Origin of the sequence: Ornithinibacter aureus, from assembly GCF_009858245.1 — a bacterium.
In the GTDB taxonomy this organism is placed as follows: Bacteria; Actinomycetota; Actinomycetes; order Actinomycetales; family Dermatophilaceae; genus Fodinibacter; species Fodinibacter aureus.
The window spans coordinates 1026296-1052439 of the sequence record NZ_VMSB01000001.1; the positions used below are offsets into that span (position 1 = coordinate 1026296).

General features: G+C 71.6%; 23 protein-coding genes, 1 pseudogene and 1 riboswitch. Of the genes and pseudogenes, 8 read left to right on the forward strand and 16 right to left on the reverse strand.

The genetic code is table 11. The features are described from left to right. The first annotated feature begins 3 nt into the window (after positions 1-3). Positions 4-1860 carry a hypothetical protein gene (locus tag C8E84_RS04895; RefSeq protein ID WP_159899974.1) on the forward strand — a complete coding sequence of 619 codons (1857 nt, stop codon included), beginning with the start codon at positions 4-6 and terminating at the stop codon, positions 1858-1860. Positions 1861-1942: 82 nt separating this feature from the next. On the opposite strand, the gene C8E84_RS04900 is transcribed toward C8E84_RS04895, so the two are convergent. After that, entirely contained in the window at positions 1943-2170 is a 228-nt protein-coding gene (locus C8E84_RS04900) for a hypothetical protein (RefSeq protein WP_159899976.1), read from the reverse strand. 173 nt (positions 2171-2343) lie between these two features. Between C8E84_RS04900 and C8E84_RS04905 the strand changes: the two genes are divergently transcribed. Beyond that, positions 2344-2937, forward strand: coding sequence for a GNAT family N-acetyltransferase (locus tag C8E84_RS04905; protein WP_159899978.1), 594 nt, complete (start codon positions 2344-2346; stop codon positions 2935-2937). Between the two features lie 138 nt (positions 2938-3075). Here C8E84_RS04905 and C8E84_RS04910 read toward each other — a convergent pair whose 3' ends face one another. Further along, a complete protein-coding gene (locus C8E84_RS04910) occupies positions 3076-3774 on the reverse strand; it encodes a hypothetical protein (protein WP_281348914.1) in 699 nt (232 codons plus the stop codon). A gap of 111 nt (positions 3775-3885) precedes the next feature. Between C8E84_RS04910 and C8E84_RS18320 the strand changes: the two genes are divergently transcribed. Next, positions 3886-4467 carry a DNA glycosylase AlkZ-like family protein gene (locus C8E84_RS18320; protein ID WP_159899980.1) on the forward strand — a complete coding sequence of 194 codons (582 nt, stop codon included), beginning with the start codon at positions 3886-3888 and terminating at the stop codon, positions 4465-4467. A 4-nt stretch (positions 4468-4471) separates the two neighbouring features. Further along, positions 4472-4984: pseudogene (locus C8E84_RS18325) on the forward strand (DNA glycosylase AlkZ-like family protein); the annotation flags it as partial. Positions 4985-4990: 6 nt separating this feature from the next. On the opposite strand, the gene C8E84_RS04925 reads toward C8E84_RS18325, so the two are convergent. The 3 genes from C8E84_RS04925 to C8E84_RS04935 all read right to left on the reverse strand — a co-directional run bounded on the left by C8E84_RS04925 (position 4991) and on the right by C8E84_RS04935 (position 7007). After that, complete coding sequence (locus C8E84_RS04925; RefSeq protein ID WP_159899982.1) at positions 4991-5653, reverse strand: class F sortase; 663 nt, start codon at positions 5651-5653, stop codon at positions 4991-4993. Then, positions 5653-6294: a hypothetical protein gene (locus tag C8E84_RS04930; RefSeq protein WP_159899984.1), complete on the reverse strand. Its 642-nt coding sequence runs from the start codon at positions 6292-6294 to the stop codon at positions 5653-5655. The genes C8E84_RS04925 and C8E84_RS04930 overlap by 1 nt, the downstream gene beginning before the upstream one ends. Before the next feature lie 329 nt (positions 6295-6623). Then, positions 6624-7007 (reverse strand): LysM peptidoglycan-binding domain-containing protein, encoded by a 384-nt coding sequence (locus C8E84_RS04935; RefSeq protein ID WP_159899986.1) that lies wholly within the window; start codon positions 7005-7007, stop codon positions 6624-6626. 248 nt (positions 7008-7255) lie between these two features. On the opposite strand from C8E84_RS04935, the gene lexA reads away from it, so the two are divergent. After that, a complete protein-coding gene (gene lexA, locus C8E84_RS04940) occupies positions 7256-7978 on the forward strand; it encodes a transcriptional repressor LexA (RefSeq protein WP_159899988.1) in 723 nt (240 codons plus the stop codon). A gap of 153 nt (positions 7979-8131) precedes the next feature. On the opposite strand, the gene C8E84_RS04945 is transcribed toward lexA, so the two are convergent. Next, positions 8132-8557: a DUF4259 domain-containing protein gene (locus C8E84_RS04945; RefSeq protein WP_159899990.1), complete on the reverse strand. Its 426-nt coding sequence runs from the start codon at positions 8555-8557 to the stop codon at positions 8132-8134. A 147-nt stretch (positions 8558-8704) separates the two neighbouring features. Further along, a complete protein-coding gene (locus C8E84_RS04950; RefSeq protein ID WP_159899992.1) occupies positions 8705-9616 on the reverse strand; it encodes an NAD-dependent protein deacetylase in 912 nt (303 codons plus the stop codon). 177 nt (positions 9617-9793) lie between these two features. Here C8E84_RS04950 and C8E84_RS04955 point away from each other — a divergent pair, with 177 nt between their 5' ends. Continuing rightward, entirely contained in the window at positions 9794-10747 is a 954-nt protein-coding gene (locus C8E84_RS04955; protein ID WP_159899994.1) for a LysR family transcriptional regulator, read from the forward strand. A 343-nt stretch (positions 10748-11090) separates the two neighbouring features. On the opposite strand, the gene C8E84_RS04960 is transcribed toward C8E84_RS04955, so the two are convergent. The 5 genes from C8E84_RS04960 to C8E84_RS04980 form a co-directional block, all read right to left on the reverse strand. Further along, positions 11091-13562, reverse strand: coding sequence for a ComEC/Rec2 family competence protein (locus C8E84_RS04960; protein ID WP_246196788.1), 2472 nt, complete (start codon positions 13560-13562; stop codon positions 11091-11093). Further along, positions 13559-14392 carry a ComEA family DNA-binding protein gene (locus tag C8E84_RS04965; protein ID WP_246196790.1) on the reverse strand — a complete coding sequence of 278 codons (834 nt, stop codon included), beginning with the start codon at positions 14390-14392 and terminating at the stop codon, positions 13559-13561. Before C8E84_RS04965 ends, C8E84_RS04960 begins: the two co-directional genes overlap by 4 nt. Before the next feature lie 436 nt (positions 14393-14828). Further along, positions 14829-15437, reverse strand: coding sequence for a glycerol-3-phosphate acyltransferase (locus C8E84_RS04970; protein ID WP_159899998.1), 609 nt, complete (start codon positions 15435-15437; stop codon positions 14829-14831). 3 nt (positions 15438-15440) lie between these two features. Then, positions 15441-16364, reverse strand: coding sequence for a DegV family protein (locus tag C8E84_RS04975; protein ID WP_159900000.1), 924 nt, complete (start codon positions 16362-16364; stop codon positions 15441-15443). Positions 16365-16428: 64 nt separating this feature from the next. Then, positions 16429-17364 (reverse strand): acyl-ACP desaturase, encoded by a 936-nt coding sequence (locus C8E84_RS04980; protein WP_159900002.1) that lies wholly within the window; start codon positions 17362-17364, stop codon positions 16429-16431. 116 nt (positions 17365-17480) lie between these two features. Between C8E84_RS04980 and C8E84_RS04985 the strand changes: the two genes are divergently transcribed. Further along, a complete protein-coding gene (locus C8E84_RS04985) occupies positions 17481-17783 on the forward strand; it encodes an ankyrin repeat domain-containing protein (RefSeq protein WP_159900004.1) in 303 nt (100 codons plus the stop codon). A gap of 270 nt (positions 17784-18053) precedes the next feature. On the opposite strand, the gene C8E84_RS04990 is transcribed toward C8E84_RS04985, so the two are convergent. The 3 genes from C8E84_RS04990 to C8E84_RS05000 form a co-directional block, all read right to left on the reverse strand. Then, the gene (locus C8E84_RS04990; RefSeq protein WP_246196792.1) at positions 18054-19529 is read right to left on the reverse strand and encodes an aminotransferase class V-fold PLP-dependent enzyme; all 1476 of its coding nucleotides are present in this window, start codon (positions 19527-19529) and stop codon (positions 18054-18056) included. Positions 19530-19572: 43 nt separating this feature from the next. Next, a riboswitch (SAM riboswitch) is annotated at positions 19573-19688 on the reverse strand. A gap of 214 nt (positions 19689-19902) precedes the next feature. Continuing rightward, a complete protein-coding gene (leuS, locus tag C8E84_RS04995) occupies positions 19903-22845 on the reverse strand; it encodes a leucine--tRNA ligase (protein ID WP_159900006.1) in 2943 nt (980 codons plus the stop codon). A 196-nt stretch (positions 22846-23041) separates the two neighbouring features. Continuing rightward, positions 23042-23419: a lysoplasmalogenase family protein gene (locus C8E84_RS05000; RefSeq protein WP_159900008.1), complete on the reverse strand. Its 378-nt coding sequence runs from the start codon at positions 23417-23419 to the stop codon at positions 23042-23044. A gap of 601 nt (positions 23420-24020) precedes the next feature. Between C8E84_RS05000 and C8E84_RS05005 the strand changes: the two genes are divergently transcribed. Continuing rightward, on the forward strand, positions 24021-24590 hold the full coding sequence (locus C8E84_RS05005; protein ID WP_159900010.1) for a MarR family winged helix-turn-helix transcriptional regulator: 570 nt from the start codon (positions 24021-24023) through the stop codon (positions 24588-24590). A gap of 4 nt (positions 24591-24594) precedes the next feature. Here C8E84_RS05005 and C8E84_RS05010 read toward each other — a convergent pair whose 3' ends face one another. Then, on the reverse strand, positions 24595-26058 hold the full coding sequence (locus C8E84_RS05010) for a flavin-containing monooxygenase (RefSeq protein ID WP_159900012.1): 1464 nt from the start codon (positions 26056-26058) through the stop codon (positions 24595-24597). Positions 26059-26144: the final 86 nt, after the last annotated feature.

Below are 26144 nucleotides of genomic sequence, written 5' to 3' on the forward strand. Positions count from 1 at the left end.
GACGTGGCAGACCTGTTCCGCGCCCGTGAGCTGATGCTCGGCTCGCTGCCGTTGACGCCGTTCTCGACCCGGCTGGAGCCGCAGTCGGTGTCGGGCGACCCCGCGGTCGGGCTGACGGCGCAGCTGTGGGACCCGCTCTGGCTGCTCGGGCGGCAGTGGCAGCTCGGCGAGCTCGCGGGTGAGGACACCGGCACGCCGCTCACCGTGCGGGTGCGGGCCACGGCCGAGCCGATCGTCGCGTGGCGGCCCGGGCCGCGCGACGGTGGGGCTGCGTGGCGGGACCTGCCCGCCGGCACTCCGCTCGAGTGGCTCGTCGACGCCGAGGTCGGTGACGCGGCGCGGCCCGGGGCGCGTGAGCTGGCGCTGGCCGGGTGGGCCCTGCTCGAGACGCTCGAGGACCTCGGGGAGGTCCGTGCGGCGGCGGCGCTGCGGGAACGGTTCGCCGTGGTGGGCGGTGGTGAGGAGGCTGGCGGAGGCGAGGAAGCCGGCGGAGGTGAGGGCGCCGGCATCCGCACCGCCCATCTGGCCGACTCGTGGAGCCCGGTCGCCGACGCGCTGCTGGACACGGCCATCGACGCCCACGCGGTGCTCGCCACGTTCGAGGGCGGGGCGCGGCCATCGTGGTGGCGCACCGCGTTGCGCACCGGACCTGCACGCCGCGCGTCGGCCGAGCGGGCCCTGGCCCACTGGGTGTCGTGGGTGCGGGCGGAGGTGTTGCCGGATCGCGGCGACGACGGGTGCTGGGTGGGGTCCCGGCTCGAGCACGAGTTCGCCGTCGCCACGCCCACCCGGGTGCTGCGAGCGCCGGGCCACGGGGGTGGCGAGGTGTCGTGGTCGAGCTTCGACGTCGAGCCGGGGTCGGCCGACGGGGAGGGCGGTGTCGGCGATCCTCCCCCGTCGCAGGCGGTGTCGCGGGTGATCGACCGCACGATGCTCGCGACGGGCCTGTCGTTCCCGGGCATGCCGGCCGCCCGTTTCTGGGAGCTCGAGGACGCCCGGGTCGACCTCGGGTCGGTGTGGGCCGACCCGCACGAGCTCGCTCGCCTGCTGGTTGTCGAGTGCGCCCTCGTGCACGGCGGGGACTGGCTGGTCGTCCCGGTCGACGTGCCGGCAGGGGTGGTCGTGACGGTGGATGCCGTCGAGTACACCGACACCTTCGGCACGACGTGGACCGTCGACACCGACGGCGCGGACACGGAGCGGTGGCGGATGTATGCCGTGACGGGAGCGGGTGCAGGCGCTGGTGCTGGTGCGGGCGCTGGTGCTGGTGCGGGCGCGGGCTCGGAGGCCTTGCCGGGGCTCGTCGTGCCCCCGGCATCCTCGGGGGTGCTGCAGGGTGCGCCGATCGAGGACGTCGGCTTCCTGCGCGACGAGTCGGCCAACCTCGTCTGGGCGATCGAGCACCTCGTGCCCGGGGCGGGCGGAGACCCCGTGGTGCCGCGGTCCGCCCCGCCCGCGAGGCGCGTGTCTGCGGCATCCGTCGAGGGCGAAGAGGTGCTCGCCTATGACCTGATGACCGAGGTCCCGCAGACCTGGACGCCGTTCCTGCCCCGAGTCGGGCCGATCGCAGGCCGCGCCGTCGGGGCGGTCACGCTGGTGCGTGGCCGGGTCGCGCGGTACTCGGGCGACTCCCGGGTGGACGTCGCCCCCGCGGGGACGGTGCTCAGCGGCGACGAGCACCGTTGGGTGGACTCCGCCGAAGTGCCCCGCGACGGCGTCCGGGTGCAGAGGGTGCCGGTCATCTCCCGCCGCGGTGACGGAACCTGGGCGTCGTGGACGGGACGGCGGGTGCTCGTCGGGCGCGGGGAGGCAGAGTCCGGGCTGCGCGCCGACATCACGGTGCGCCGGCCCCGCCCCTGAGCGCAGGTGCCCGACACCGTGTACGCCACGGAGTAGAGCCAGATCGAAGGGTGCTCGGGTTGCACACCTCGAACCGGAAGTCCTACCCCTTGGGGAAGACCGAGCACGAGTTGCCCGGGCTCTTGCACGCACTGATGAACCGGAACGTCGGCTCGGGCCCCGACGTGGCCATGGTCGGCGCGGCCGTGACCATGGCGATGGTCGGCACGCTCCACGCCACCCCCTTGGCAACGGTTCGCCGACTCTCCGGCGAGGTGACGGCCTGCGGCTGCCCCGCCGCGGCATTCAACTGAAAACGCATGTCAGACATCGATTTCCCCTCCCTGAGCACACCAGTGGTGTGCAAACCCCGGACGTGCCGCATGTCCCCTGCGGCACGGATTCCACGCTAGGCACGCGCGCGGCGCCCATGTGGGCGATTCTGGAACGAATGTGAGCAATCTCAGGAACGGCTCCGTCAGGGGTCGGTGGTTCGCTGGACCCATGGACACCGCGACCTGGCAGACCCACCCGCTGACGCCCGACCGGTTCGACGACTTCGCCGACATCGTCAATCCCAACCGTCGCGAGGTGGCGTGCTGGTGCCTGTCGCACCGGCTTCGCGCGGCGGACATCCGCGAGCTCGGCGGCGACGGAGAAAACCAGCGGGAACGGGCGATGCGGGCGCTGTGCGAGCGTTCCGTGCCGCCCGGTGTCGTCACCTACCGGGACACAGTTCCGGTCGGGTGGTGCAACATCGGGCCGCGCGCAGACATCCCTCGCTTGGTGAACAGCGCGCTGATCCGGCCGGTCGACGACGTGCCCGTCTGGAGCATCGTGTGCGTCGTCGTCCGCGGCGGACACCGTCGACAGGGGGTCGTCGGGCACCTCCTCGAGGGGGCCGTGGCGCACGCCGCCGCCCACGGCGCACCCGCCGTCGAGGCCTACCCTGTGGATCCCGTAGGTCGTATGGACACGACGATGGCCTTCGTCGGCACGCGGTCGATGTTCGAGCGGGCCGGCTTCGAGGTGATCGGCACGACGGATGCCGTGGCGAGCAGGATGCCGCGCATCGTCATGCGCCGCACGCTGGGCTGAGGCGATCTCGCCTGCTCGAAGCGGGGCACCCACCGAGCTTGCCCGAGCTTGCCCTGACCAACGCACCCATACCCACACACCCGCACCCACACCGACCAATAGGTCAGTGTGGGTACGGGCTGTCCGGGTCAGCGCTGCTCAGACCGTGGGGCCCTTGGCGCGCAGCTTGTCGACCTCGGCCATCGCCTCACGCAGCTCACCGAGCCAGGTGTCGGCGTGCTCACCCACGAGGCGCACCGACCACGCGAGGGCGTCGCTGCGAGAGCGTGCCACACCGGCGTCGACGAGGGTGTCGAGCACGGCCCGCTCGGGCTGACGCAGCCGGGTCATGACCGGGACGGCCAGGTGGGTGAACATCACGGTCGTCTCGCCGACGCGCGCGCCCCACGAGACGGTGCGCTGGTAGCGGGCCTGGGCCTCGCTCGCGGTGGCGATCCGCTCGTCACGGGTGTCGGCGCGGAACCGGCTGATCCGGCCCTCGGCCTTGGCCGGGTCGGTCTCGGCGTCGACGTTGGCGAGGACACCGATGACGGTGATCTCCTCGCGGTCGACGGTGATCTCGACGCCGTCGAACCAGTCGTCGGGCAGGCGCCCGGTGAACCAGCTCTGGGCGTCGTCGGCGCTGGGCAGGTCACCCTGCTGCCAGCCACCGGGGCGGCCGAAGCCACGCCCACGGGGGCCACGAGGGCCGCGCGGGCCGTCCTCGCCGGGGCCGCCGCCGGGGCCAGGACGACCGCCACGGGGACCGCGGACGCCGCGCATGCCGCGCGGCCCACGGGCCGTTCCCGAGGCGTCGACGGTGTCTGGGTCTGAGGGGGTGACGTGTGGGTGTCGCATGGCGTACTCCTTGCAGTGATTACTTGAATACATCCTATCAAAAGCAAGGCACGCCGAATCTGTTCCCGAGCACGACGTACCCCGTCGGCGGTCGGTGCGACGATGACCGGCATGCGCACGGCATCCCTGCCCCAGGTGCGCCGACGGCGGTTGGCCACCCAGCGCCTGTCGGCGGCCGGGCTGCCGCACGGGGGTGACGTCGTGCGGCTCCTCACCGCCGTGCAGTCCCAGGACGCGCCGCTGGCCGCGTGGTCACTCGCGATGCGGATGCCGCCCGGCACCACCTGTGCGGGCCTGCTGGCCGAGCAGTCGACTGGCGGCTGGGTGCGCACCCACGTGCTGCGCCCCACCTGGCACCACCTCGCCCCCGAGGACCTGCGCTGGATGCAGCGCGCCACCGGCCCACGCGTCGAGTCATCCCTGAACGGCCGGCGCCGCGGGCTCGGGCTCGACGACGACCTGATCCTGCGCGCCTTCGGAGTGCTCGAGCGCGTCCTCGCGGGGCCGACGCCGCACACCCGCCGAGAGCTGCGGCCACGCTTCGAGGCGGCTGGCCTGCCGACCGACGTCGAGCGGCTCGCGCACCTGCTCATCGTCGCCGAGCTGCGCTCGTTCATCTGCTCGGGCCCGCCCCGCGGCGCGGAGCACACCTACGTGCTCGCCGACGAGACGCTGCCCCCGGCCCCCCCTTGACAGCCTCGACGCCGACGACGCCCGCCGAGAACTCACGCGACGTTTCTTCGCCGGCCACGGCCCGGCATCCGAGCGCGACTTCGCCCGCTGGTCCACCCTCACCCTGACGCAGATCCGCGCAGCCCTGCGTGACCTCGAGGGCGCCCTCGACCACGTCGACGCGGGCGGCCACCGCCTCTGGTTCGACCCTCGGATGCCGTCGCGCACCTCGCGCGCGCCGGTCGCCATGCTGTTGTCGACGTTCGACGAGGTGTGCCTGACCTATCGGGACACGGGCTTTCCCCGCCGCGACCCCTCCGCGGCGCGGGCCCGATTGGTGTCCGAAGCCGGCGGCGGGATCGCCGTTGTCGGCGACGAGGACGTCGGCGTGTGGAAGCGCACCGTGACACCGAAGGCCGTCAAGGTCACCGTGCGGGGCGACACCGCGCTCGATGCCGCGGATGCCGCGGCGCTCGGCAACGCGGCATCCGGCCTTGCTGCGTTCCTCGAACTCCCCCTGGACCTGACGTTCGCGTAGCCCTCGTCAGACCTTGTCGGCGATGACGACGAAGTTGGCGACCCGGTGACCGTCACCGCGCAGACCGTAGGCGTCATCGCAGGTGATGATCGCCAGCCGGGTCCGCGAGGTGTTCTCACCCCAGACCGTCTGGTCGGTGGTGACCTTCTTCTTGTCGATGGCGCCAGCCCGAGTCACGCGGTACTTCACGGTCTTCCCACCCTCGAACACCTCGACGGTGTCGCCGACCTTGACGTCAGCCAGGTCGGCGAAGACGTCGGGCCGCTTCCCGGTGGCGACGTGAGCGGCGATGACGGCCGTGCCGACCTTGCCGGGGCGCACCCGCTCGTACCCCGTGAACCACATCACGGTGCCCGGGGCTGGGTCGATCGTGCCGTTCGAGCTCAGCCCCTCCCCGCGCATGGCGCGGTCCAGCCCGATGGCCGGGATCCGGATGCGCAAGCCCTCGGTCGAGGGCGCCTTGCTCGTGGATGCCGTCGGGGTTGGTGTCGGCGTGGGCGTTGGCGTGGGGCTGGGAGTGCTCGGGGTGATCGATGGCGCCGGGGTCGTCGCGGCTGGGGTGGCCGCGACGGGAACGGCATCGCCGTCGCGCTGCATCACCCAGGTGAGCAGCGCGACGGCGAGGACGATCAGGGCCACGCCCACCGCACGCAGTGGGCGAGAAGTCATCAGCGGTGGCTGCCCTGACGGCGGCGGCTGAGGACGAGGGCGCCTGCTCCGGCGACGAGCGCGGCGCCGGCGGCGGCCAGCCCAAGACCCGGCACGGAGGCGGAGTCACCGACGCGGTCGGTCTCGACCACGGGGCCGGTGACGGTGGGCTTCACCGAGGGCTTCGTGCTGACGGTCGGCGACGGGCTCGGGCTGACCTCGTCCTCGTACTCGGCGACGCAGAGGATGACCTCAAGGTTCTGACCGGCGGCGTGCTCGATCTCATCACCGACCGAGGGCTCCCAGTAGAGCTCGAGGTCAGGGTCCTCCTCCGTGCCCTCTTCGGGGAAGCCCGCGAGAACCGCGAGGTAGTAGCCGAAGTCTGCGGGCTCGGCATCCTCAGGAAGCTGGAAGGCGTCGGTGATCTCGGGGATGTCGACCGGGGTGCTGATGTCGCCGAAGGACTCACACCACGCGTCGACGTCCTCCTCCTCGGCGAGGATGTCCTCCCACACCGTCGGGTCAAGCAGCTCGGGGTCGAACGGGATGGAGTCGTCGGGCTCGATCACGGCGGCGAACGCCGGAGCCGCGAAGGCGACGGGTGCCGCGATGAGGGCAGCGGCCCCGACGAGCGGCACCAAGGGCTTGAGAAGGCGGTTCATGGGGCAGACCTTTCGACAACGGGCCAGCACAGACCCGCCAGTGACTGATGAATGACACAGGGACTGGACAGAGCCGTTGATCCCCCGCTCACCCGGAACGATAGCGTCGCAGCGCACGACCCGCACACCCCATTCGGCTGATGACCACGGGCGGGCCGGCCGCCCACATCGACCAGGTCCAGCACCTCGAACGCCACTGCGTGAGAGCCGAGCAGCACGAAGGGCGCCACCCCCCTGCACGGGGGTGACGCCCTTCGGCGTTTCTGAGCCGGGTCGAGGGACTCAGGTCTGGGGCACCGGCTGCCTCACGGCACCCGGTGGAATGAGGGTCAGGAGCTCGGGATCACCAGCTGCTGGCCGGCGCTGACCTGCGCGGTACTGAGGTTGTTGGCGATCTGGATCGCGACGATGGCCTGGTCCATCGACAAAGTCGGCAGCTCGGCCACGGCGATCTGCGACAACGTCTCGCCCGGGGCGACCGTCACGGCCCGCAGCGGCTCACTCGCCCCTGCCCCGCGCAGCCCGGTCAGGCTGGTCACTGCGACCACCGCGAGCACGAGGAGGAACAGCGCCAGGCGACCGCGGCGCGTGAGGCGAACGCCACCGGCATCCGCCGTGGTTCGCGCGCCACCCTGCACGAGGACGAGGTGAGGACGCTTCGGGGCCGGCCCGGCGTACCCGAGCTCGGTGTGGTCCCACGCGAGTGCACTCATGATGTCTCCTCCATCTCGGGGGCCGAGGCCGCCGTCGAACCGGTGTTCGATAGAACGTCTGTACGAGTTGTAGCACGAATGTTCGAGCCACTCAAGACACACCTCGAAGAAATGTTTGAATTCTCTGTACGAGACTCGTAGGGTGGTGTCATGCAGGAGATCCTGCCGACGAGCACCGACAGTCGGCCTGACCTGCGAAAAGACCGGAACTGACACCAGCGCCGGTGACCGTGACCGAAGGGGTCGACATGGCACGTCCGAGGAACGCCGACATCCACGAGATGCCCGACCGCGGCGACGGCGGCGCGCTCACCCATCGCCAGCGCAAGGTCCTCGAGGTCATCCGCAACTCCATCGACCGGCGCGGCTACCCGCCGAGCATGCGCGAGATCGGCGACGCCGTCGGTCTGACCTCCCCCAGCTCGGTCGCCCACCAGCTCTCGGCCCTGGAACGCAAGGGCTACCTGCGGCGCGACCCGAACCGCCCCCGGGCGATCGAGGTCATCTCCCCCGACACCGCGAGCGACGAGCCCGGCTACCGCGGCGTGCCCGACCACGACGACGAGGACGTCACCGGCATCAACGACCAGCGGCCGGAGGCCACCTACGTGCCGGTGCTCGGTCAGATCGCTGCTGGTGTGCCGATCACCGCGGACGAGGTCGTCGAGGACGTCTTCCCCCTCCCCCGCCAGATCGTCGGCGAGGGGTCGCTGTTCCTCCTGCGGGTCGTCGGCGACTCGATGATCGACGCCGCGATCTGCGACGGCGACTGGGTCGTCGTGCGCCAGCAGCCCAATGCCGAGAACGGCGACATCGTCGCGGCGATGCTCGACAACGAGGCCACCGTCAAGACCTTCAAGCGGCGCGACGGCAAGGTCTGGCTGATGCCGCACAACCCGGAGTTCTCACCGATCGACGGAGACCACGCAACGATCCTGGGCAAGGTCACTGCAGTCCTGCGCCGCGTCTGACGGTCCTGCGCCGCGCCTGCGGCTGCAGCCGGGAAGAACTTTCTCGCCCGATGCCGGAACCTTCAGGTGAGCACCACTTCTTTTGTGGTGCTCACCTGAACCTTGTGGTGCGAACCTCGGCCCGCGCCGTCAGGGCGCGCTCTGACAGGTGCATCAGTCGTCGCGGTCGCCGAGCCACGCCAGGGCCCGACGGCAGGATGCCGTGACGTCACCGGCGAGCCCGGCCTCCTCCCACAGCTCCCACCACTCGTTGGCGTGCGAGCGCACCGCGCGGCGCAGCACCTGCCGCGACTTCTCCACGAGCTCCTGATCGCCCGTCGGCAGGGGCTCGTCGATGAGCCACTGCGGAAGGTATGGCTCCCCCTGTGCCGCAGCGGGATTCACGCTGGCACCCACTGCTGCGGCACCCGCCACGGCCTCACACATCTCCGGCGCCTCGATGTACCCCGACGACCGGAGCACGGTCTCGAGCGCAGCCAGGACGACGGCCGGTCGCTGGTCGCGCGGCAGGTCCTCCAGATCACCGAGGAAGTCGAGTGCGTCGTCGTTCTCGAAGGGTCCTGATCCGGTGGCTCCCATGGTTTCAGCGTACGCCTGCCAGAGCACGACGGGTCGGCGGCGGGGCGTTGCCCGCGTCACTCACGCATCGTCATGTGGCGGATCGTCATGGCGCGGATCGTCACGGCGGCGCACCGTTGCCCGGCCGGCGCTGGAGCGCTCCACGGGTCAGGCCTGGTGATCGACCAGGGCGCGCAGGCTCGGCCGAAGTGGGGCATCCACGCGCACCGTCATGAGGTCGTCGCCCCGTGTGGGTCCGCGGGTGATGGCCATGACGGGGATGCCGCGCTTCGCGGCGTGCCGGACGAACCGCAGTCCCGACATCACGGCCAGCGACGAACCCAGCACGAGCAGGGCCGGCGCCTCGTCGGTCAGGGCGTAGCAGGCGTCGACCCGCTCTCGTGGGACCGAGCCTCCGAAGAAGACGACATCGGGTTTGAGGGTGTCGGCGCCGCAGGTGGTGCAGTGCGGCAGGTGGAACGCGGTGACGAGCGCGTCGTCGAGCACGATGTCGCCGTCCGGGCGGATCTGGCTGCTCACCCGCGACCCGTCCGACGCCTCGCCCGACGCGAGCGCCTCGAACCCCGGATTCTGCTCGGCCATGCGGGCCTGGAGCAGGTCGCGGTCGGTGCGTGTGCCGCAGGTCAGGCACAGCACCTCGGCGAGCGTGCCATGCAGTTCGGTGACATCTCGACTGCCGGCGGCCTGGTGCAGACCGTCGACGTTCTGGGTGATGACCGGCCCGAGCACACCACGCGCCTGAAGCGCCGATACCGAGCGGTGGCAGTCGTTGGGCTCGGCGTGGCTGAACCGCTGCCAACCGATGAACGATCGTGCCCAGTAGCGCTGCCGAGCCGCGCTGCTGCCGACGAACTCACCGTGCTGCATAGGGGTGACCCGGCGCTGGCCGTCCGGGCCTCGGTAGTCCGGGATGCCGCTGTCGGTCGACATCCCGGCCCCGGTGAGCACGAGCGTTCCCGGGTGGTCCAACAGCAGCTCGGCCACCGCTTCGAGCGACGCCTGGGTGAGTGGTGCCGCAGAGGAGAGCGCAAGGGTGAGTGGCGCGACGGCATCCGGCATGGCGTGGATCCTCCCACCCCACCTCGACCTATTGCACTCCAGCCACCTCCCACCCCGACTGATTGCACGTCAGCCCCCTCCACGCCCATCCATCAGGTGGCTGGAGTGCAAGAAGTCGGATCACCCGGGGTACGAAAGTCATGGCAGGGGATAACTCGGCGTTATAGAATGCGGGGCATGATCGATGCCGCAGGACTCCGGGTCATGAAGGCCATCGCCGACGAAGGCAGCTTCACCGCGGCCGCGACCTCGCTGGGCTACACGCAGCCGGCGATCTCGCAGATGGTGCGGCGCCTCGAGCAGCGCACGGGCACCGTGCTCGTCGAACGCGTCGGGCGCAACGTCCGCCTCACCGAGGCCGGCCAGGTGCTCGCGCGCCACGCGACCCCGGTGCTCGCTGCCATCGACGCGGCCGAGGAAGAGGTCGCTGCGATCGCGGGGCTGCGCAGCGGACGGGTGCGACTCATGGCCTTCCCCTCGGCCTCGGCGACTCTGGTGCCGCGCGCGCTGTCGCTGGTCAAGAAGCGCTTCCCCGACGTCAGCATCACCCTCACCGAGGCCGAGCCCCCCGAGAGCCTGGCAGCGCTGAAGGCCGGCGAGTGCGACCTCGCGGTGGCGTTCGCCTACGAGGGCACCGACATCGGTCGGGGCGAGGAGGACCTCGACCAGTTCGTCATCACCAAGCTCCTCGATGACGAGGTGCGCCTGGCCGTTCCCGAGGGCCACGGCGTCTCCTCGCAGGAGAACGTCGACCTCTCGGTGCTCGCCGACGAACCGTGGATCGCCGGCTGCCCGCGCTGTCGGGGCCACCTGCTGCAGCTGACGCACGACGCCGGGTTCCGCCCCGACGTCGCCTACGAGACCGAGGACTACGTGGCCGTCATGGGCCTGGTCGCCGAGGGTCTTGGCGTGGCGCTCATCCCTGACCTCATCCTGCGCACGGTGCACCACCCCGACGTCGTCGCCCTGCCCATCACCCCGGCGTCGCGTCGCTCGATCATGGCCGTCACCACCTCTGACCTGCAGCGCGTGCCGGCGGTCAAGGCGACCCTCGAGGCCCTCACCGAGAGCGCCGCGGCCCAGTCGACGGCCTCGACGGTGCGCGCCCCGGAGCCGACCTTCTCGATCTGAGCGGCACCGCTGCCGCCGGTCAGCCATCGGGCTGATGCACCCACACCCACCTCGCGCTGCACGTGAGGTCATGCACACCCACCCCGCCTCACACGTGAACTCCTGTGGAGAGGGCGGTGGGGGTCTGTCAGAAGTCGTTGCGGCGGACAAGGAATCCCTCTCGTCCTGCAACGGTCCGTGACAGCACACCCTCCTGGGCCCTCAGGGGTTGAACACGCCCACGACGATCCTTCACACAGGGACGCCGTGGGTGACCCGTCGCGCAGGGACGCCGTAGCGACCCGACGCGAAGGCCAACACCAGGCCGGACCGGCAGCAGGCAGGTCCCCGCCCTCCAGCACCGTCAGCGGCTGGTCGTGACGATGACGTCGTCGCCACGCTCGGCGATCGCCACGTCGCCACGCTGGTCGGTGCGGTATATGGCGTACCCGTTGCGCCGCAGCAGGTCCAGGTGCTTCGGGGCCGGGTGGCCGTAGTCGTTGTCGGCGCCGACGCTGATCACCCCGACGGGGGCCCGCACCGCCGCCATGAGGTCGTCATCGAGGTTCGCACTCCCGTGGTGCGGGGTCTTCACAAGATCGAACCCACCTGCCGCCTGAGCCATCGACGGCTCGCGCCGCAACCGCAGCAGCAGGTCGTGCGCCGCCTCACGCTCGATGTCGCCCAGCAACAGGGCGTCGACCTCGCCGGCACGCACGGCAAGCACCACGCTCGCGTTGTTCGGCACCGACCCGTCAGCGATGCGTCGCCACGGGCTCCACACGACGGCATCCATCTCGCCGAGCGTGAGCCGGTCGCCCGCGGACAAGGGCCGTACGGGGATGCTGTGGCGCACCGCGAGCGCGTCGACGTGCGCCGCGCTGTCGGCAGGTTCGCGAACCGGGGTGATGAACAGCTGGCCCACCCGCCGGCCGTCGATCGCCCCGACGAGTCCGTCGACGTGGTCGGCGTGCAGGTGGGTGAGAACGACGGCATCCAGGGTCGTGACCCCGAGGCGGGAAAGGCAGCCGTCGACGAGTGGAGGATCGGGCCCGGCATCGACGAGGAGGGCACTGTCTGCGCCGGTTCGCACCACGACGGCATCACCCTGCCCGACGTCACAGACGACGACCCGCCATCCCTGCGGCGGCCATGTGACCGTCCCGGTGGGCACGAGTGAGGCGGCCAGCGTCAGGACGCACCCGAGGGCAAGAACCGGGTGAGCGGCGGCCCCCGTGGCGAGAGCACGCCCCGTGAGCAGCACGACCACGGTGAGCCCCGCGAGGAGCAGGGCCCCGGGCGCACCGTCCGGCCACGGCATCGTGCCGCCGGGGACCTCGGCGAACCACCGGGCCACCCTCGCGATGCCCCATGCGGGCAGCACCCCGGCCCAGGCGATGAGTCGGGCACCATCGCTCCAGATCACCGAGGTCAGGGATGCCGCGACGCCGGCGACCGTCGCGATCGGCACCAAGGGTGCGGCGAGCAGGTTGGCGACCACGCCGACGATGCTGACCGACCCCTGGAGCAGCACGACCAGGGGCGCGGTCATGGCCTGGGCCGCGACCGGCACGGCGAGCGCGGGCCCCATCGAGGCCAGCCGCACGGGCAGGCGGGCACCGATGGCCTCACCCCACGGCCGGGTGAACAGCAGCAAACCGAGGGTCGCCACCGAGGACAGCGCGAAGCCGAACGACCTCGCCAGCCATGGGTCGACGACGAGCACGACGATGATGGCCGCACCGAGCACGGGCGGCCCGGCCGAGCGCCGCGACCTGCTGAGCCCGATCAGCCCGATCGCCCCCATCGCCGCGGCCCGCACGACGCTCGGCTCGGGCCTGGCGAGCACGACGAAGCCGGCCAGGGCCACCAGCGCCAGCACCGGCCTGGCCCACAGGGGAACCCCCAGCAGGACGCACAGCCCGAGGACGAGACCGACGACGACGGCCACGTTGCTGCCGCTGACCGCGGTCAGGTGGGTCATGCCGGTGGCGCGCATCGCCTCGGTGAGGTCGGGCGGGGTCTGGCTCGTGTCGCCGATGACCAGGCCGGGCAACAGACCGCGTGGATCGGCTGGTGCCCCGTCGACGGCGCCGCGCAGCCCTGCGCGCAGGTGCTCGGCGGCCGAAGCAACTGCACCGGGTGGCGCGATGACCCTCGGGGTGCCGGTCACTGCGAGGCTCGCCACTCGGTCATCGCCCGGTTCGGTGGGGCGCAGCCGGCCGGTGAGCTGGACCGTCGACCGCCACGCGGGGTCGGTCAATACAGCGTCGCCGGTGAGCAGCACCGGCGCCCCGGCGGCCCGCTGACGACCGCGCGCGTCGAGGTGCACCACGGTCGCCTCGCGCAGCACCCGCGGGGTGTCACCGCGCGAGGGCAGGGTCAGCGGGTCGCCGGTGATGACGACGAGGGCGGTCACGACGGCCCGCTGGTCGACGAGCTCCTGCACCCCGCCGCGCACGCGAAGCACCGAGTGCCCGGCCGCCGCCAGCTGGAGGATGACGACCAGCACCATCGTCAGCACCACCAGCCAGCACAGCATGAACCGTGCCGCGGACACCCCGGACACCGCAGACACCGCGCTCGCCACCGCGGCCACCCCGATCGCCGCGGCAGCCACCCACAGGTGGCCGGCCACCGGCATGGCCAGGGTCGCGGCGGCGACCACCCACGCGACGACGGCTGGCGCGAGCAACCTGAGGTCGGTGCTCGAGGTCGCCCGGCGACGGGCCAGGGCGGCCCCGAAGCCGACACCCCCGGGCGCTGAGGCCCGGCCGTCGCTCTCGCTCAGCACGGCTCCACCCGCGCCGGATGCCGCATCGCTCAGCCCGTTCACAGGGTCACCAGCGGTGTCAGCTGGGACAGCAGCTTCTCGCCGATGCCGCTCACCTCCCCGAGTTCGTCGACACTCGTGAACCGTCCGTGCTGGGTGCGCCAGTCGAGGATTCGTTGCGCGAGAACGGGCCCCACCCCGGGCAGCGTGTCCAGGGCAGCGAGGTCGGCCGAGTTCAGCGCCACCTGCCCACCGGAACCCGCGCCGGCCCCACCCGCGCCGCCGCCACCAGCACCGGGCGCAGCGCCGGGCCCGGTGAGCTCACGCGGATCGACCGGATCACCCGGGGACGGAATCCGCACCTGCTCACCGTCGGTCAGCACCCGCGCCAGGTTGACCCGGCTGAGGTCCGCTCCGCTCTTCGCGCCGCCGGCAGCTGCGACCGCCTGCGCCACCCGCGACCCTGCCGGCAGCTCGCGAACCCCAGGGCGCTTGACCTGGCCGACGACGTGCACGACCACGACGGCGGATGCCGGGCCGGCCGCCGCGGTCCCCCCTCCCCCACCGGGCTCCGCAATCGCCGACCCCGACGGCGCCGTCTGCGCGCCCGAGGTCGCCGATGGCCCCGTGGTGGACAGCCGCTGCCCCGCCGACGGCGCCACGCCCACCGGGGCGGCGCCTGCACTGAGCCCATTCGGCCCGGCGCGCGAACCGCCGCCCGGAGCGATCACCGTGCCCTCGGCATCCGCGCTCGCCCACAGCACCCGCAGCCCGAAGATGAGCACGGCCAGCACCCCCACGACCACCACCCCGAGCACGGCGGCCCGGCCGGGCTGCCAGCGCGCATCGACGAACGCCGCGGGCAGCCGGAACCACCCACGGGGGGCGGTCACCCGAGCATGCCGCCCGACATCGCTCGATGGGCTTGGTCTCGATGGGCCCGCTTGCGGTGGCCGGATGCCGTGGGTGAGGTCGCGCTCGCTCGGCACGTAGGCGCTGGGGACAGCGGCTCTCGGCTCGTGGGCGCTCGACACCGAGGCACTCGGCACGGGCAGGCCCGGCACGGACGTGCTCGGTCGGGACCGCAGGCGGGCCAGTGCGCGCGGTGAGAGCTCTTCGACGGGGTGACGGCGTGACATGCATCGACCGTACGAACGCCGAGCGGTCGCCGCCGCCTCGATCCCGCGGCCTGTGGACGACACCCCGCCGAGACGCCCCCTGTGGACAACCACCCGCTCCGCGCCAGCGGTCACAGCTCACCGGTCAGGCTTGCTGGTCAGAACTCGACTGTCAGCACCAGCGGTCAGGCTCGACCGTCAGCGCCACCAGTCAGGCCTGGCGGCGCTTGCGACGCATCAGCCACGCCCGGATGTTGCGCTGGTGGCGCGAGAGCACGAGCAGCGGCAGCACGATGAGCCACCCCCCGACGAGCTGCGAGACACCGGGCACCACCCCCGCCACGGCGGCCACCCCGACGGCGGCGACGACGAGCATCGTCACGACGGAGGCCTCACCGACGAACGGCAGCACCGTCTTGGCCAGCACGAACACCACAACCGCCCCGAGCGCGACCCAGGGCGCGATGGCGAGGAGCGCCCCGAGTGCGCTGGCCACTCCCTTTCCGCCCTTGCCACGAAGGAACGGGCTGAACATGTGCCCGAGCACGACGGCGGTGCCGGCGACGATGGCGGCCAGGGTGCCCATGCTGCGCAGCACGAGCAGGCTCGGCAGCCACGCCTTCGCGACGTCGAGGAGCAGCACGACGACCCCCCAGCGGGGGCCCAGCACCCGGGCCGCGTTGGTCGCCCCGGGGTTCCCCGAGCCGGACGACCGCAGGTCACGGCCGAGTGCGCGAGCGAGGATCGTCGCGGGATTGATCGATCCCACGAGGAAGCTGAGTGCGGCGACGCCGCACAGCTGGATGACGTACAGGCCCATCGATCAGCGCGCCACCGCAGGCGGCGCACCCGGAGGTACGAGCGGCACGACGCGGGGCACCACGGCCACGGCGAGCGTTCCCGGCCCGACATGCGCCCCGACGACGGCACCGAGCTCGACGACGACGACCTCGGTGCCCGGCCCCAGCCGCGCCCGCAACCGCTCGGCCAGTCGCTCGGCGCGCTCCGGTGAGTCGAGGTGGTGCACGGCGACATCGACTCCGCCGCCATTACCCCCGGCACCCCCAGCATCCGCAGCACCCGCAGCCTGGGCCGCATCGACCGCGAGCTCCTCGAGACGGGCGATGGCCCGTGACGACGTTCGCACCCGTTCCAGCGGCACGATCTGCCCGTCGCGCAGCCCGAGGATCGGCTTGATCGCCAGGGCCGAACCGAGCATCGCCCCGGCCTTGCCGATCCGCCCACCGCGGCGCAGGTATTCCAGGGTGTCGACGTAGAACATGACGCTCGCTCCTGCGCACGTGGCGCGAACGGCATCCGCGACCTCCCCGGCCGATGCCCCGCCAGCGGCCAGCCGCGCCCCCGCGAGCACCGCGAATCCCATCACCATCCCGAGTGCTCGCGAGTCGATGACCGTCACCGGGATCGGCGACTCGCTCGCGGCGAGGTGGGCGCTGCCGATGGTGCTCGACATCGCCTCGGACAGGTGCACCGAGACCACCGAGTCGGCGCCGGCGGCCGCCGCCGCCTCGTAGGCGTCGATGAACGCCGCCGGGGTGGGCCGTGACGTCGTGACCGGGGTGAACGCTCGCAGGGCGGCCGCCACGGCCGCGGGGTCGATGTCGACGCCCTCGGAGTGGGTGCGCCCGCCGACGACGACGTGCAGCGGCACGACCCGGATGTCCAGACCGTCGAGCAGCGCGGACGGCAGGTAGGCCGTGGAGTCGGTGACGAGGGCGGTGCTCACCCGAGCAGGGTAGTCGTCGGTCGCCGCCCCGACAGGTCGCAGCGGCCGGATGCCGGTGGGCAGGTCACGCGTTCTTGCGTGCCGCGATCTTGGCCGCCCGCTCCTCGCGCTTCTCCACGAAGCGGGTGGCCTCAGCGTCGAGGGCGGCGACGGCCGCGGCGAGCTGGTCGCGGGCAGCCTCACCGTCGGCGTCGAGGCCCTCGAGCTCCCAGATGCCCCACTGGCGCAGCAGCGGCTGGACGATGTCGTCGTGGTGGATGCGCAGGTCGTAGATGCCGGCCATCGCCATCTGCACGGCCTTGCGCCCGAAGCCGGGGATGATCGCGCCCGGCATCTGGAAGTTCACGACCTCGTCGGTGATCGCCCGCATCGTCTGGTTGGGCGTCAGCTCGAGCGCCGCCTGGATGATGTTGCGGTAGAAGATCATGTGCAGGTTCTCGTCCTTGGCGACCCTGATCAGCAGCTTCTCCGCGATCGGCTCGTCGGTGAACTTGCCGGTGTTGCGGTGCGAGACCCGGGTGGCCAGTTCCTGGAAGGAGACGTAGGCGCAGACGTTGAGCAGCGGCTTGTCACCGGAGTCGTAACCGGTCTCCATGGTGTCCATGCGGGCCCGCTCGAGCTCGTCGGGGTCGACCCCACGCGTGACGAGCAGGTAGTCGCGGATGCAGAACGCGTGGCGGCCCTCCTCGGCGGTCCAGCGGTTCACCCAGGCCCCCCACGCGCTGTCGCGGCCGAACGCGCGCTCGATCTCGCGGTGGTAGCTCGGAAGGTTGTCCTCGGTGAGCAGGTTGACCTCGAGCGCCGTGCGGGCGATCGGCGACAGCTGGGACTGCTCCACCGACCACGGCTCACCGCCGAGCTCCTTGAAGTCGCGGCCGAGGGACCAGGGGACGTACTCGTGCGGCATCCACTCCTGGGCGGTGGCGAGGTGGCGGTTGAGGTTCTCCTCCGCCACGGGCTCGAGGGCTGCGAGCAGTCGTCCGGTGTCGAGATCGGCCATGGGTCCTCCTCGGGAGCGGCTGTGACCGGCGTCACCTCCGTGGAGTCTCACTCTGCACCGTCACGGACGCGCAGACCACCCCAGTGGCGCGGCGTTTCCCGGATAACCTCTGCCGCATGGCTGCTGGCGACTGGAAGGACATGTTCGGCGCCGCGTGCGCCGGCGACGAGGACCTCGTGCTGCACCACCTGGCCCGCGGCGTCGACGTGAACTTCTCGCACGCCGAGTACCAGTCGACCGTGCTCGTCGCCGTCATCGACCTCGGGCACGAACGGATGGCCCACCTGCTGCTCGACCACGGCGCCGACCCGACCCTGATCTCCGTGCTCGAGGGTCAGACCCCGCTGCAGGCTGCTCGGGCCCGAGGGCTGACCAGCGTCGTGGAGCGTCTCGTCGCGATGGGCGCCACCGACACCTGAGGTCTGTGCCGACGTGGGGCGAAACCTGCGCCGCGTGGGGGCGAGAACTGTTCCGACGCGGGGTGACATGGCGCCGCTCCAGCTCGAACCTGTGAGCCCGGGTACCAGTGCTGTCAGGAGTCCTTGCGCCCGACAAGGAAGTCCTTGCGCGGCGAAAGGTCTCCTGACAGCACCCCTATGCCCCTCTCTCAGCCTCGAGCAGGGTCGGGTCACCAGCCCCGCGATGGGCCACCGGAGCACCAAGTCGTCGGCCGCCGAAGCGCCGATCGCTCACCAGGGCAGCGGCGCGTCCAGCTCGCGGGTGTCATCGACCGGCGCCCAGCCCTGCTGCGTCAGCTCGTACTCGGCGCCCGGTCCGTCAGCCGCCAGCGCCGTCACGGCCGCCACCAGCCGGGCCACGTGCTCGGGGGTGCTCGCCAGGCCGGCACTGACACGAACCGCGCTGTCGTGCTCGTCCGACCCCTCCTCGAGCAGGGTGTCGACGAGGATGTGCGCGCAGAACTTGCCGGCCCGCACCCCGATGCCGTGCTCTGCCGACAGCGCCGCCGCCACGAGCTGGCTGTCGAGCCCGTCGACGGTGAACGTCACGACCGGCCCGCGGACGGTGTCCTCACCGAACAGTGAGTAGGTCTGCACCCCGTCGATGGCCCGCAGGCCGGCGCGCAGGGCCGTCGTGAGTGCAGCCTCGTGGGCGTCGATCGCGGCCCGGTGCTCGCGGATCGTCGCGCACGCAGCCGCGAGCGCCACGGCGCCGAGCACGTTCGGGCTGCCGGCCTCGTGGCGGGCAGCACCCGTCGCCCAGCGCGTCGCCTCGGCCGTGACCTGCGCGGTCGCGCCGCCACCCGCGAGGTAGGGCGCCGCGGCATCCAGCCAGTCGCTGCGCCCGGCAAGCACCCCGGTGCCGAACGGGGCGTGCAGCTTGTGCCCCGAGAAGGCGACCCAGTCGACGTCGAGCGCCGCGAGGTCGATCGGCCGGTGGGCGGCCGACTGCGCGGCGTCCAGCAGCACGCGCGCGCCGTGGCGACGGGCGATGGCCGTCAGTGACTCCACCGGCCAGAACTCGCCGGTGACGTTGCTCGCCGCCGTCAGCACGACGAGGGCCTGACGCGGTCGCCGAGCCGTGCCGGCCGGCAGGTCACGAAGGGCGCTCTCGAGCAGCACCTCGGCGTCGCGGGCGCTGCCGGGCACGGGCAGGCGCACCGTTCCTCGCTTCGGCCACGGCAGCAGCGTCGCGTGGTGCTCGGAGTTGAACACGATGACGGTGGTGTTGCGCGGCAGGGCCCGGGCCAGCAGGTTCACCGAGTCGGTGGTGCCACGGGTGAACACGACGACGTCGTCCTCACGCGCACCGACGAAGCGGGCCACCTCGTCGCGAGCCGCCTCGTAGTGGGCGCTGGTCACCCGCGAGAGCCACCCCGTGCCGCGGTGGACGCTGGAGTACGTGCGGGTGGCCGACTCCACGGCCTGAGCGACCCGCTCGAACGCAGGCGTGGATGCCGCGTGGTCCAGGTTCGCGTAGTCGACCCAGTCTCCGGACAGGGTGGGCACCAGGCCGGCGCGCACCACCGGGGGCAGGCCTGCGTGGTCGAGGCCGGCGGCGCCCCGGTGCGACGGGTGCGACGGGTGCGCGAGGCGCGCGACGGCATCCGACCCGGTGCGAGGGGCGAGCAGGTCGACGTCGGGGACGGCCCGCAGCCTGGGGCGGCGGTGGATGGAGTGGGACTGGGTGCTCGGGGCGATCGACACGATGGAGGTCTCCGTCGGGACTGTGGACCTCGGGTGACCCCGTGATCCGCGCTTGCCGGCGCCGGTTTCGACGTCGACCAGGTCGTCACCCGGAGCACCCCACCGCGGAAGGAGGGTTGCTGACCAACGAGCCGGGGCTTGTCGCTGGCACTCATGACCTACGTGGGCAAGCGTAGAAGCGGATGCCGCGCCACGGCATCCCGGGTCCACGTCGCGAGATGTGCAGCCGGGCAGGGCATCCGCCGCACGTTTCGCAGCTGAGCAGAGCCGAGGCGCAACTTCCCCCGGCAACGCCCTACTTCACCCGGGAAGCCTTGTCGGGTGAGGATCGGGATTATCGGGTCACCCGATAAACCTCCGGGGTGGGGGCGCGTCAGGCCGGAACGACGTTGACGAGCTTGGGCGCCCGCACGATCACCGTGCGGATGCCGTCCGGCGCCGCCGCCTGGACCCTCTCGCTCGCCAGCGCCAGCTCTCGCAGGGCGTCCTCGCTGATGTCGGCCGGCACCTCGATGCGGTCGCGAACCTTGCCGCGCACCTGCACGACGCAGGTGACGGTGTCCTCGACGAGCAGGGCCGGGTCGGCCACCGGGAACGCCTCGTGGACCAGCGACTCGGTGTGTCCGAGTCGGGCCCACAGCTCCTCGGCGATGTGCGGCGCGAGGGGCGCGACCATGAGGACGATCTGCTCGGCGGCCTCGCGAGGCACTCCCCCGGGCAGCTTGGTCAGGGCGTTGTTGAGTTCGATGAGCCGGGCGATGGCCGTGTTGAAGCCCAGCCCCGCGTAGTCGGCGCGCACGGCGTCGATGGTGCGGTGCAGCACCCGGTTCGTCGCATCGTCGATGGGGGTGTCGACGACGACGACCTCGCCGCTCTCCTCGTCGACGACGTTGCGCCACAGCCGCTGGAGGAAGCGCTGGCTGCCGACCACAGCCCGGGTGTCCCAGGGCTTGCTCTGCTCGAGCGGGCCCAGACCCATCTCGTAGAGGCGGAAGGTGTCGGCACCGAACGAGGCGTACATCTCGTCGGGGCTGACCATGTTCTTCAGCGACTTGCCGATCTTGCCGAACTCGCGGGTGACCGGCTCCCCGTTCCACGTGAAGGCCGGGTGACCGTCGGCGTCGACACCTTCGGTGACCTCCTTGGCCTCGACGTACTGGCCACGGCTGTCGGTGAACGCCGGGGCCTGGATGTAGCCCTGGCTGAAGTACGTGCGGAACGGCTCGTCGCTGCTGAGGTGGCCCAGGTCGTGCAGCACCTTGTGCCAGAACCGGGCGTAGAGCAGGTGCAGCACGGCGTGCTCGACACCACCGACGTACAGGTCGACACCGCCCGGGTCGCGGGTGCCAGCGGGGGCGCCGGTGACCGGCTCGGGGCGCGGGCCCATCCAGTACGCCTCGTTCTCGGGGTCGACGAGAGCGCTCTCGTTCGCCGGGTCGAGGTAGCGCAGGTAGTACCAGCACGACCCCGCCCAGTTGGGCATGGTGTTGGTCTCGCGGCGGAAGCGGCGGGTGCCGCGGCCGTCACCGAGGTCGAGGTCGACCTCCACCCAGTCCGGGACGCGCGACAGCGGCGGCTCGGGCTCGCTGCTGGCGTCCTCGGCGTCGTAGGTCTTCGGGCTGTAGTCGGGCACCTCGGGAAGCTCGACCGGCAGCATCTCGTCGGGCAGCGCGTGGGCGACACCGTCCTCGTCGAAGACGATCGGGAACGGCTCGCCCCAGTAGCGCTGGCGGCTGAACAGCCAGTCGCGCAGCTTGTAGGTGACGGTCGCTTCGCCCAGGCCCCGCTCGGCCAGGTAGGCGGTGATCTGCTCCTTGGCCTGCGCCACCCCGAGCCCGTTGAGGTCGATGTCGTCGTTGCTGCTGTTGATCGCCGGGCCGTCGCCGGTGAAGGCGGTGTTCTCGTCGTGCCCCTGCGAGGGCTGCACGGTGCGGATGATCGGCAGGTCGAACGCGGTGGCGAAGTCCCAGTCGCGCTCGTCCTGCGCGGGCACGGCCATGATGGCGCCGGTGCCGTAGCCCATGAGCACGTAGTCGGCGATGAACACCGGGATACGGGTGCCCGTCACCGGGTTGGTCGCCCAGCCACCGGTGAAGACACCGGTCTTGTCCTTGCCCTCGGACTGGCGCTCGATGTCGTTCTTGCGTGAGGCCGCGAGGCGGTAGGCCGCGACGGCCTGAGCCGGGGTGTCGGCGCCACCGGTCCACGCGGGCTTGGTTCCCTCGGGCCAGCCACCTGCGGGGACGAGCGTGTCGACGAGCGGGTGCTCGGGGGCCAGCACCATGAACGTGGCGCCGAACAGCGTGTCGGGACGGGTCGTGAAGACCTCGATCCCGGCATCCGGCATTCCTGAATCGACCAATGGGTCACCGGAGGTACGCACGATCGGGAAGGTGACCTTTGCGCCGTGGCTGCGCCCGATCCAGTTGCGCTGCATGATCTTGACCTTCTCGGGCCACTCGACCCGGTCGAGGTCGTCGGCGAGGCGATCTGTGTACGCGGTGATGCGCATCATCCACTGGCGCAGGTTGCGCTTGAACACCGGGAAGTTGCCCCGCTCGGAGCGGCCGTCGTTGGTGACCTCCTCGTTGGAGAGCACCGTGCCCAGACCGGGGCACCAGTTCACCGGCGCCTCGCTCGTGTACGCCAGGCGCGACGCGTCGAGGATGCCGGCCCGCTCCCTCGCGCTCAACGTGTCCCACGCGCGGTCCTCACCGCCGGGCAGCGGGCGGGTCCCGTCGCGGTACTCCTGCTCCAGCTCGGCGATGGGGCGGGCGCGACCCGTCCCGCCGTCGGGGCGCACGGCATCCGCGTCGTACCAGGCGTCGTAGATCTGGGTGAAGATCCACTGTGTCCAGCGGTAGTAGTCGGGGTCGATGGTCTGGATGGCGCGGCGGTCGTCGTGGCCCAGGCCCAGGCGGCGCAGCTGGCGCGCCATGATGACGATGTTGTCCTCGGTGGTCTTGCGCGGGTGCTGGCCGGTCTGCACGGCGTACTGCTCGGCCGGCAGCCCGAACGCGTCGTAGCCGAGGCAGTGCAGGACGTTCTTGCCGAGCATGCGGTTGTACCGGGCGAAGACGTCGGTGGCGATGTAACCCAGCGGGTGGCCGACGTGCAGGCCGGCGCCGCTCGGGTAGGGGAACATGTCGAGGACGAGCAGGTGCCCGCCGGAGTGGGCGGCAACGCCCTCGGGGTCTGCCCAGGGGCCGGCCGGGTTCGGGGCGTGGTAGGTGCCGCGCTGCTCCCAGCGGTCCTGCCAGGCCACCTCGATCTGCCCGGCCAGCTCGGCGGTGTAGCGGTACGGGGTCTCGCTCATCTCGTCCTCGTTCGTCGTGTCGTCGTGCGCTGGTGCTCGGTGGTGCGCTCATGAAAAAACCCCTCGCTCAGGAGGGGTCGCCGCGCGGCTGGGGTGGCCGTCGCGGCTAGGTAAGCAGGAGCACCGTGGTCACCGGGTCAGGGTATCGCAGCGGGTGGGTCGAGGCCGCCACCGTCAGGCCAGCAGGCCGCCACCGTCAGGTCAGCAGGCCGGCGACGATCAGGGCCTGCGCGCCGTGGTAGGTCAGCATCGTCACGGGGCGGGTCCACGATCGGGGCTCGACGAAGCGGCCCAGGGCCAGCACCGTGTCGCTGACGACGAACAGGCTCACGCCGAGCCCGACGAGCAGCAGCCCGGTGGCCCAGCCGATGACCGCCATGGCGCCGATGACGAGCATGTAGGCGGCAACGGCGCCGGCTCCCGCGAGCGCCGCCACGGCCAGCAGGGTGAGCATCGCGGCGGGTTTGGTGATCCGTTCGACATCACGCCGGTCGCGCACGACCGCCCAGAGGTTGGTGGCCATGATGGCGGCAGTGAGCAGCGCTGCCAGGCCGATGCCGAGCGATGCGCTCACTGGGACCTCGTCGCGGCGCGAGGCGCCGTCGTCGCGGGTGCGGAAGGTGCGGGCATGCGCCGCATCATGGCACCCCGGCCGGTGAACGTCTCTCGGTGTGCGGGGTTGACTGGAGCCGGTCGCGTCCGACGTTTCCTGAGAGCCGACCCCTGGGTACCTCGTGGAGAGTCCTTTCGCATCGCAAGGAATCCCTCACATCGAGCAAGCACCTCCCCAGATTCGGCCGCAGACCGGCGCACCCTTGCGCGTCGCAAGGAATCCCTTGACCCGGGCAACGACGTCCACACAAACCTCGCGCGACCGCCACACCCCTTGCGCGTCGCAAGGAATCCCTTCGCCGGCGCAAGGACGCTGGGCGAGGTACCTACTCCCGGGCTCTCAGAATTCGCACCACTCTCGCACCAGCCATGCGCCCCCCGCCCCCGGCCCGAACCCACCGGTACCAGCCACCAGCGCACTCCGGCGCCCACAGCCACCGTTTCCACCCGCTGCCTCCTGGTCGGCATCGGCATCCACCCATCTGAGGCTGTGGACAACCGCAAACTCGCCTCCGCGCCGAGTGATGATGGCCCAACGCACAACGAACCGGGGGGAGCCGACCATGCCGAGGAAGGGCAAAGACTGGGCACGCAGCCGGAGCATCGGGCCCGGCGAACGTGAGTGGAACGAACCCTGGGAACGCCTGCGCCACCACCTCGTCGAGCGCCACGGCGAACGTGTCGACATCGCACGCCGGCTCGAGCGGCCCGACCCCGAGGACCTCCGCAACCTCGCCATCCTGACCCGGCAGGCCAGCGCGGCCATGGATGCCGACGTGGCACGGCTCCTCGCCACGGCCACTCCACAGCTCACCCCCATGGAACTCGACACCCTGCGGCGAATCGCTGACAAGCCCTCCTACGGCGTCAACCTCGCCGAGTACCTGCGCATCTCGACGGTGCGCGTGTGTCGCATCCTGAACCGCCTCGAGGAGGCCGGTCTCACGGTGCGCAGCGGGACCTACCTCGACGGCCGCGTCCGCCGGGCTGACATCACCGAGGATGGTCGCGACTACCTCGACACGGTCAACACCATGCTCCAGGACCTCGCCCACCAGTGGCTCGACGAGGTCGACGACGGGGCCGAACGTGCCCTCGTCCCGCTCGTCGCCACCCTGGCCGACCTCACCTGATCGCTCACCTGAGCTCCAGGTGCCCGTCGTCGATCCGGCCGAGCCGCATGACCGCGAGGTCGTAGACGTAGCTCTGCACGACCTTCCACGGCCGACGCCTGCCCTGCTTGGGCAGCAGGTGCGCCGAGCGCTGCACGTACCCCGACGTCAGGTCGAGCATCGGCGCATCCACCGGGTCGCTCTCGCGGTAGCGCGGCGTCGCGACCGACAACCCGCGCCGGTCCAGGTGCCGCACCAGCGAGCAGAACCACCGCGCAGACAGGTCCGCACGCAACGTCCAGCTCGCGTTGGTGTAGCCGACGGCCATGGCCATGTTCGGCACGTCCGAGAGCATCAGCCCCTTGTAGACGTGACCGCTCGACACATCGACCTCCGCCCCGTCGACGAACACCCGCGCTCCCCCGCCGAACTCCATCTCCAGCCCGGTCGCCGTCACGATGACGTCCGCCGGCAGGTGCTCGCCACCGGCAAGCCGGATGCCGTCGCGCTCGAACGCGTCGATGCTCGCCGTCACGACACTCGCCCGCCCGTCGCCGAGCACCCTGAACAGGTCGCCGTCCGCAGCGGCGCACAGGCGCTGGTCCCAGGGGTCGTACGTCGGGGTGAAGTGCTCCTCCACCGGATAGCCGGCGGGCAGCGCCCGCTCCATCCGTCGGCGCAGGAGGCGACGCCCGGCATCCGGATACCGCCGCAGCACCTGGTAGCCGAGGGTGGACAGTGCGACGTTCTTGCCGCGCACGACGCGGTGCGCCACGGCATCCGGCATCACCTGCCGAACCCGGGTGGCCACGGGGTCGCGGCTGGGCACCGCCGCCACGTAACTCGGGCTGCGCTGGAGCATGGTGACGTGCGCGGCCCCCGCCTCGACCAGCGCCGGCACCAGGGTCACGGCCGTCGCGCCGCTGCCGATGACGACGACCCGCCTGCCCTGCACCGACAGGTCCTGCGGCCACGCCTGCGGGTGGATGACCGGGCCGTCGAACAGCCCTTGACCGGGGAAGTCGACGACGTGCCCGCGCTCGTAGGAGTAGTAGCCCGTCGCGAGGTAGACCAGCCGCGCCGTGTGCCGCACCGTCCCGGCATCCGTGCGTGCCGTCACCGTCCAGCGTGCGTCAGCCGACGACCAGTCGAGCCGCTCGACCCGCTGCCCGTGGTGGATGCGCTCGGTGACCCCGAACTCGCGCGCCGTGTCCTGCACGTACTGCCGGATCTGCTCCCCGGACGCCAGGGACGCCTCCCCCCGCCAGGGCCGGAACGGGAAGCCGAGGGTGTACATGTCGGAGTCGGACCGGATGCCGGGGTAGCGGAACAGGTCCCACGTGCCGCCGACGGCATCCCGCGACTCGAGCACGGCCCAGGCGGTGCCCGGACAGTGCATGCCCAACCGGGCGCCGACGTCGACCCCGGCGATGCCAGCACCCACGACGAGGACGTCGACATCGAGGGGGCGGGCGTGCGGGGGTGACACCGGGTCAGCGTATTTCGCCTCGGAGCGTGTCGAACCTCGCGCCCACCGGGGGCGTCACGACTGCGTGCGCGTCGGTGCCTCGTGTG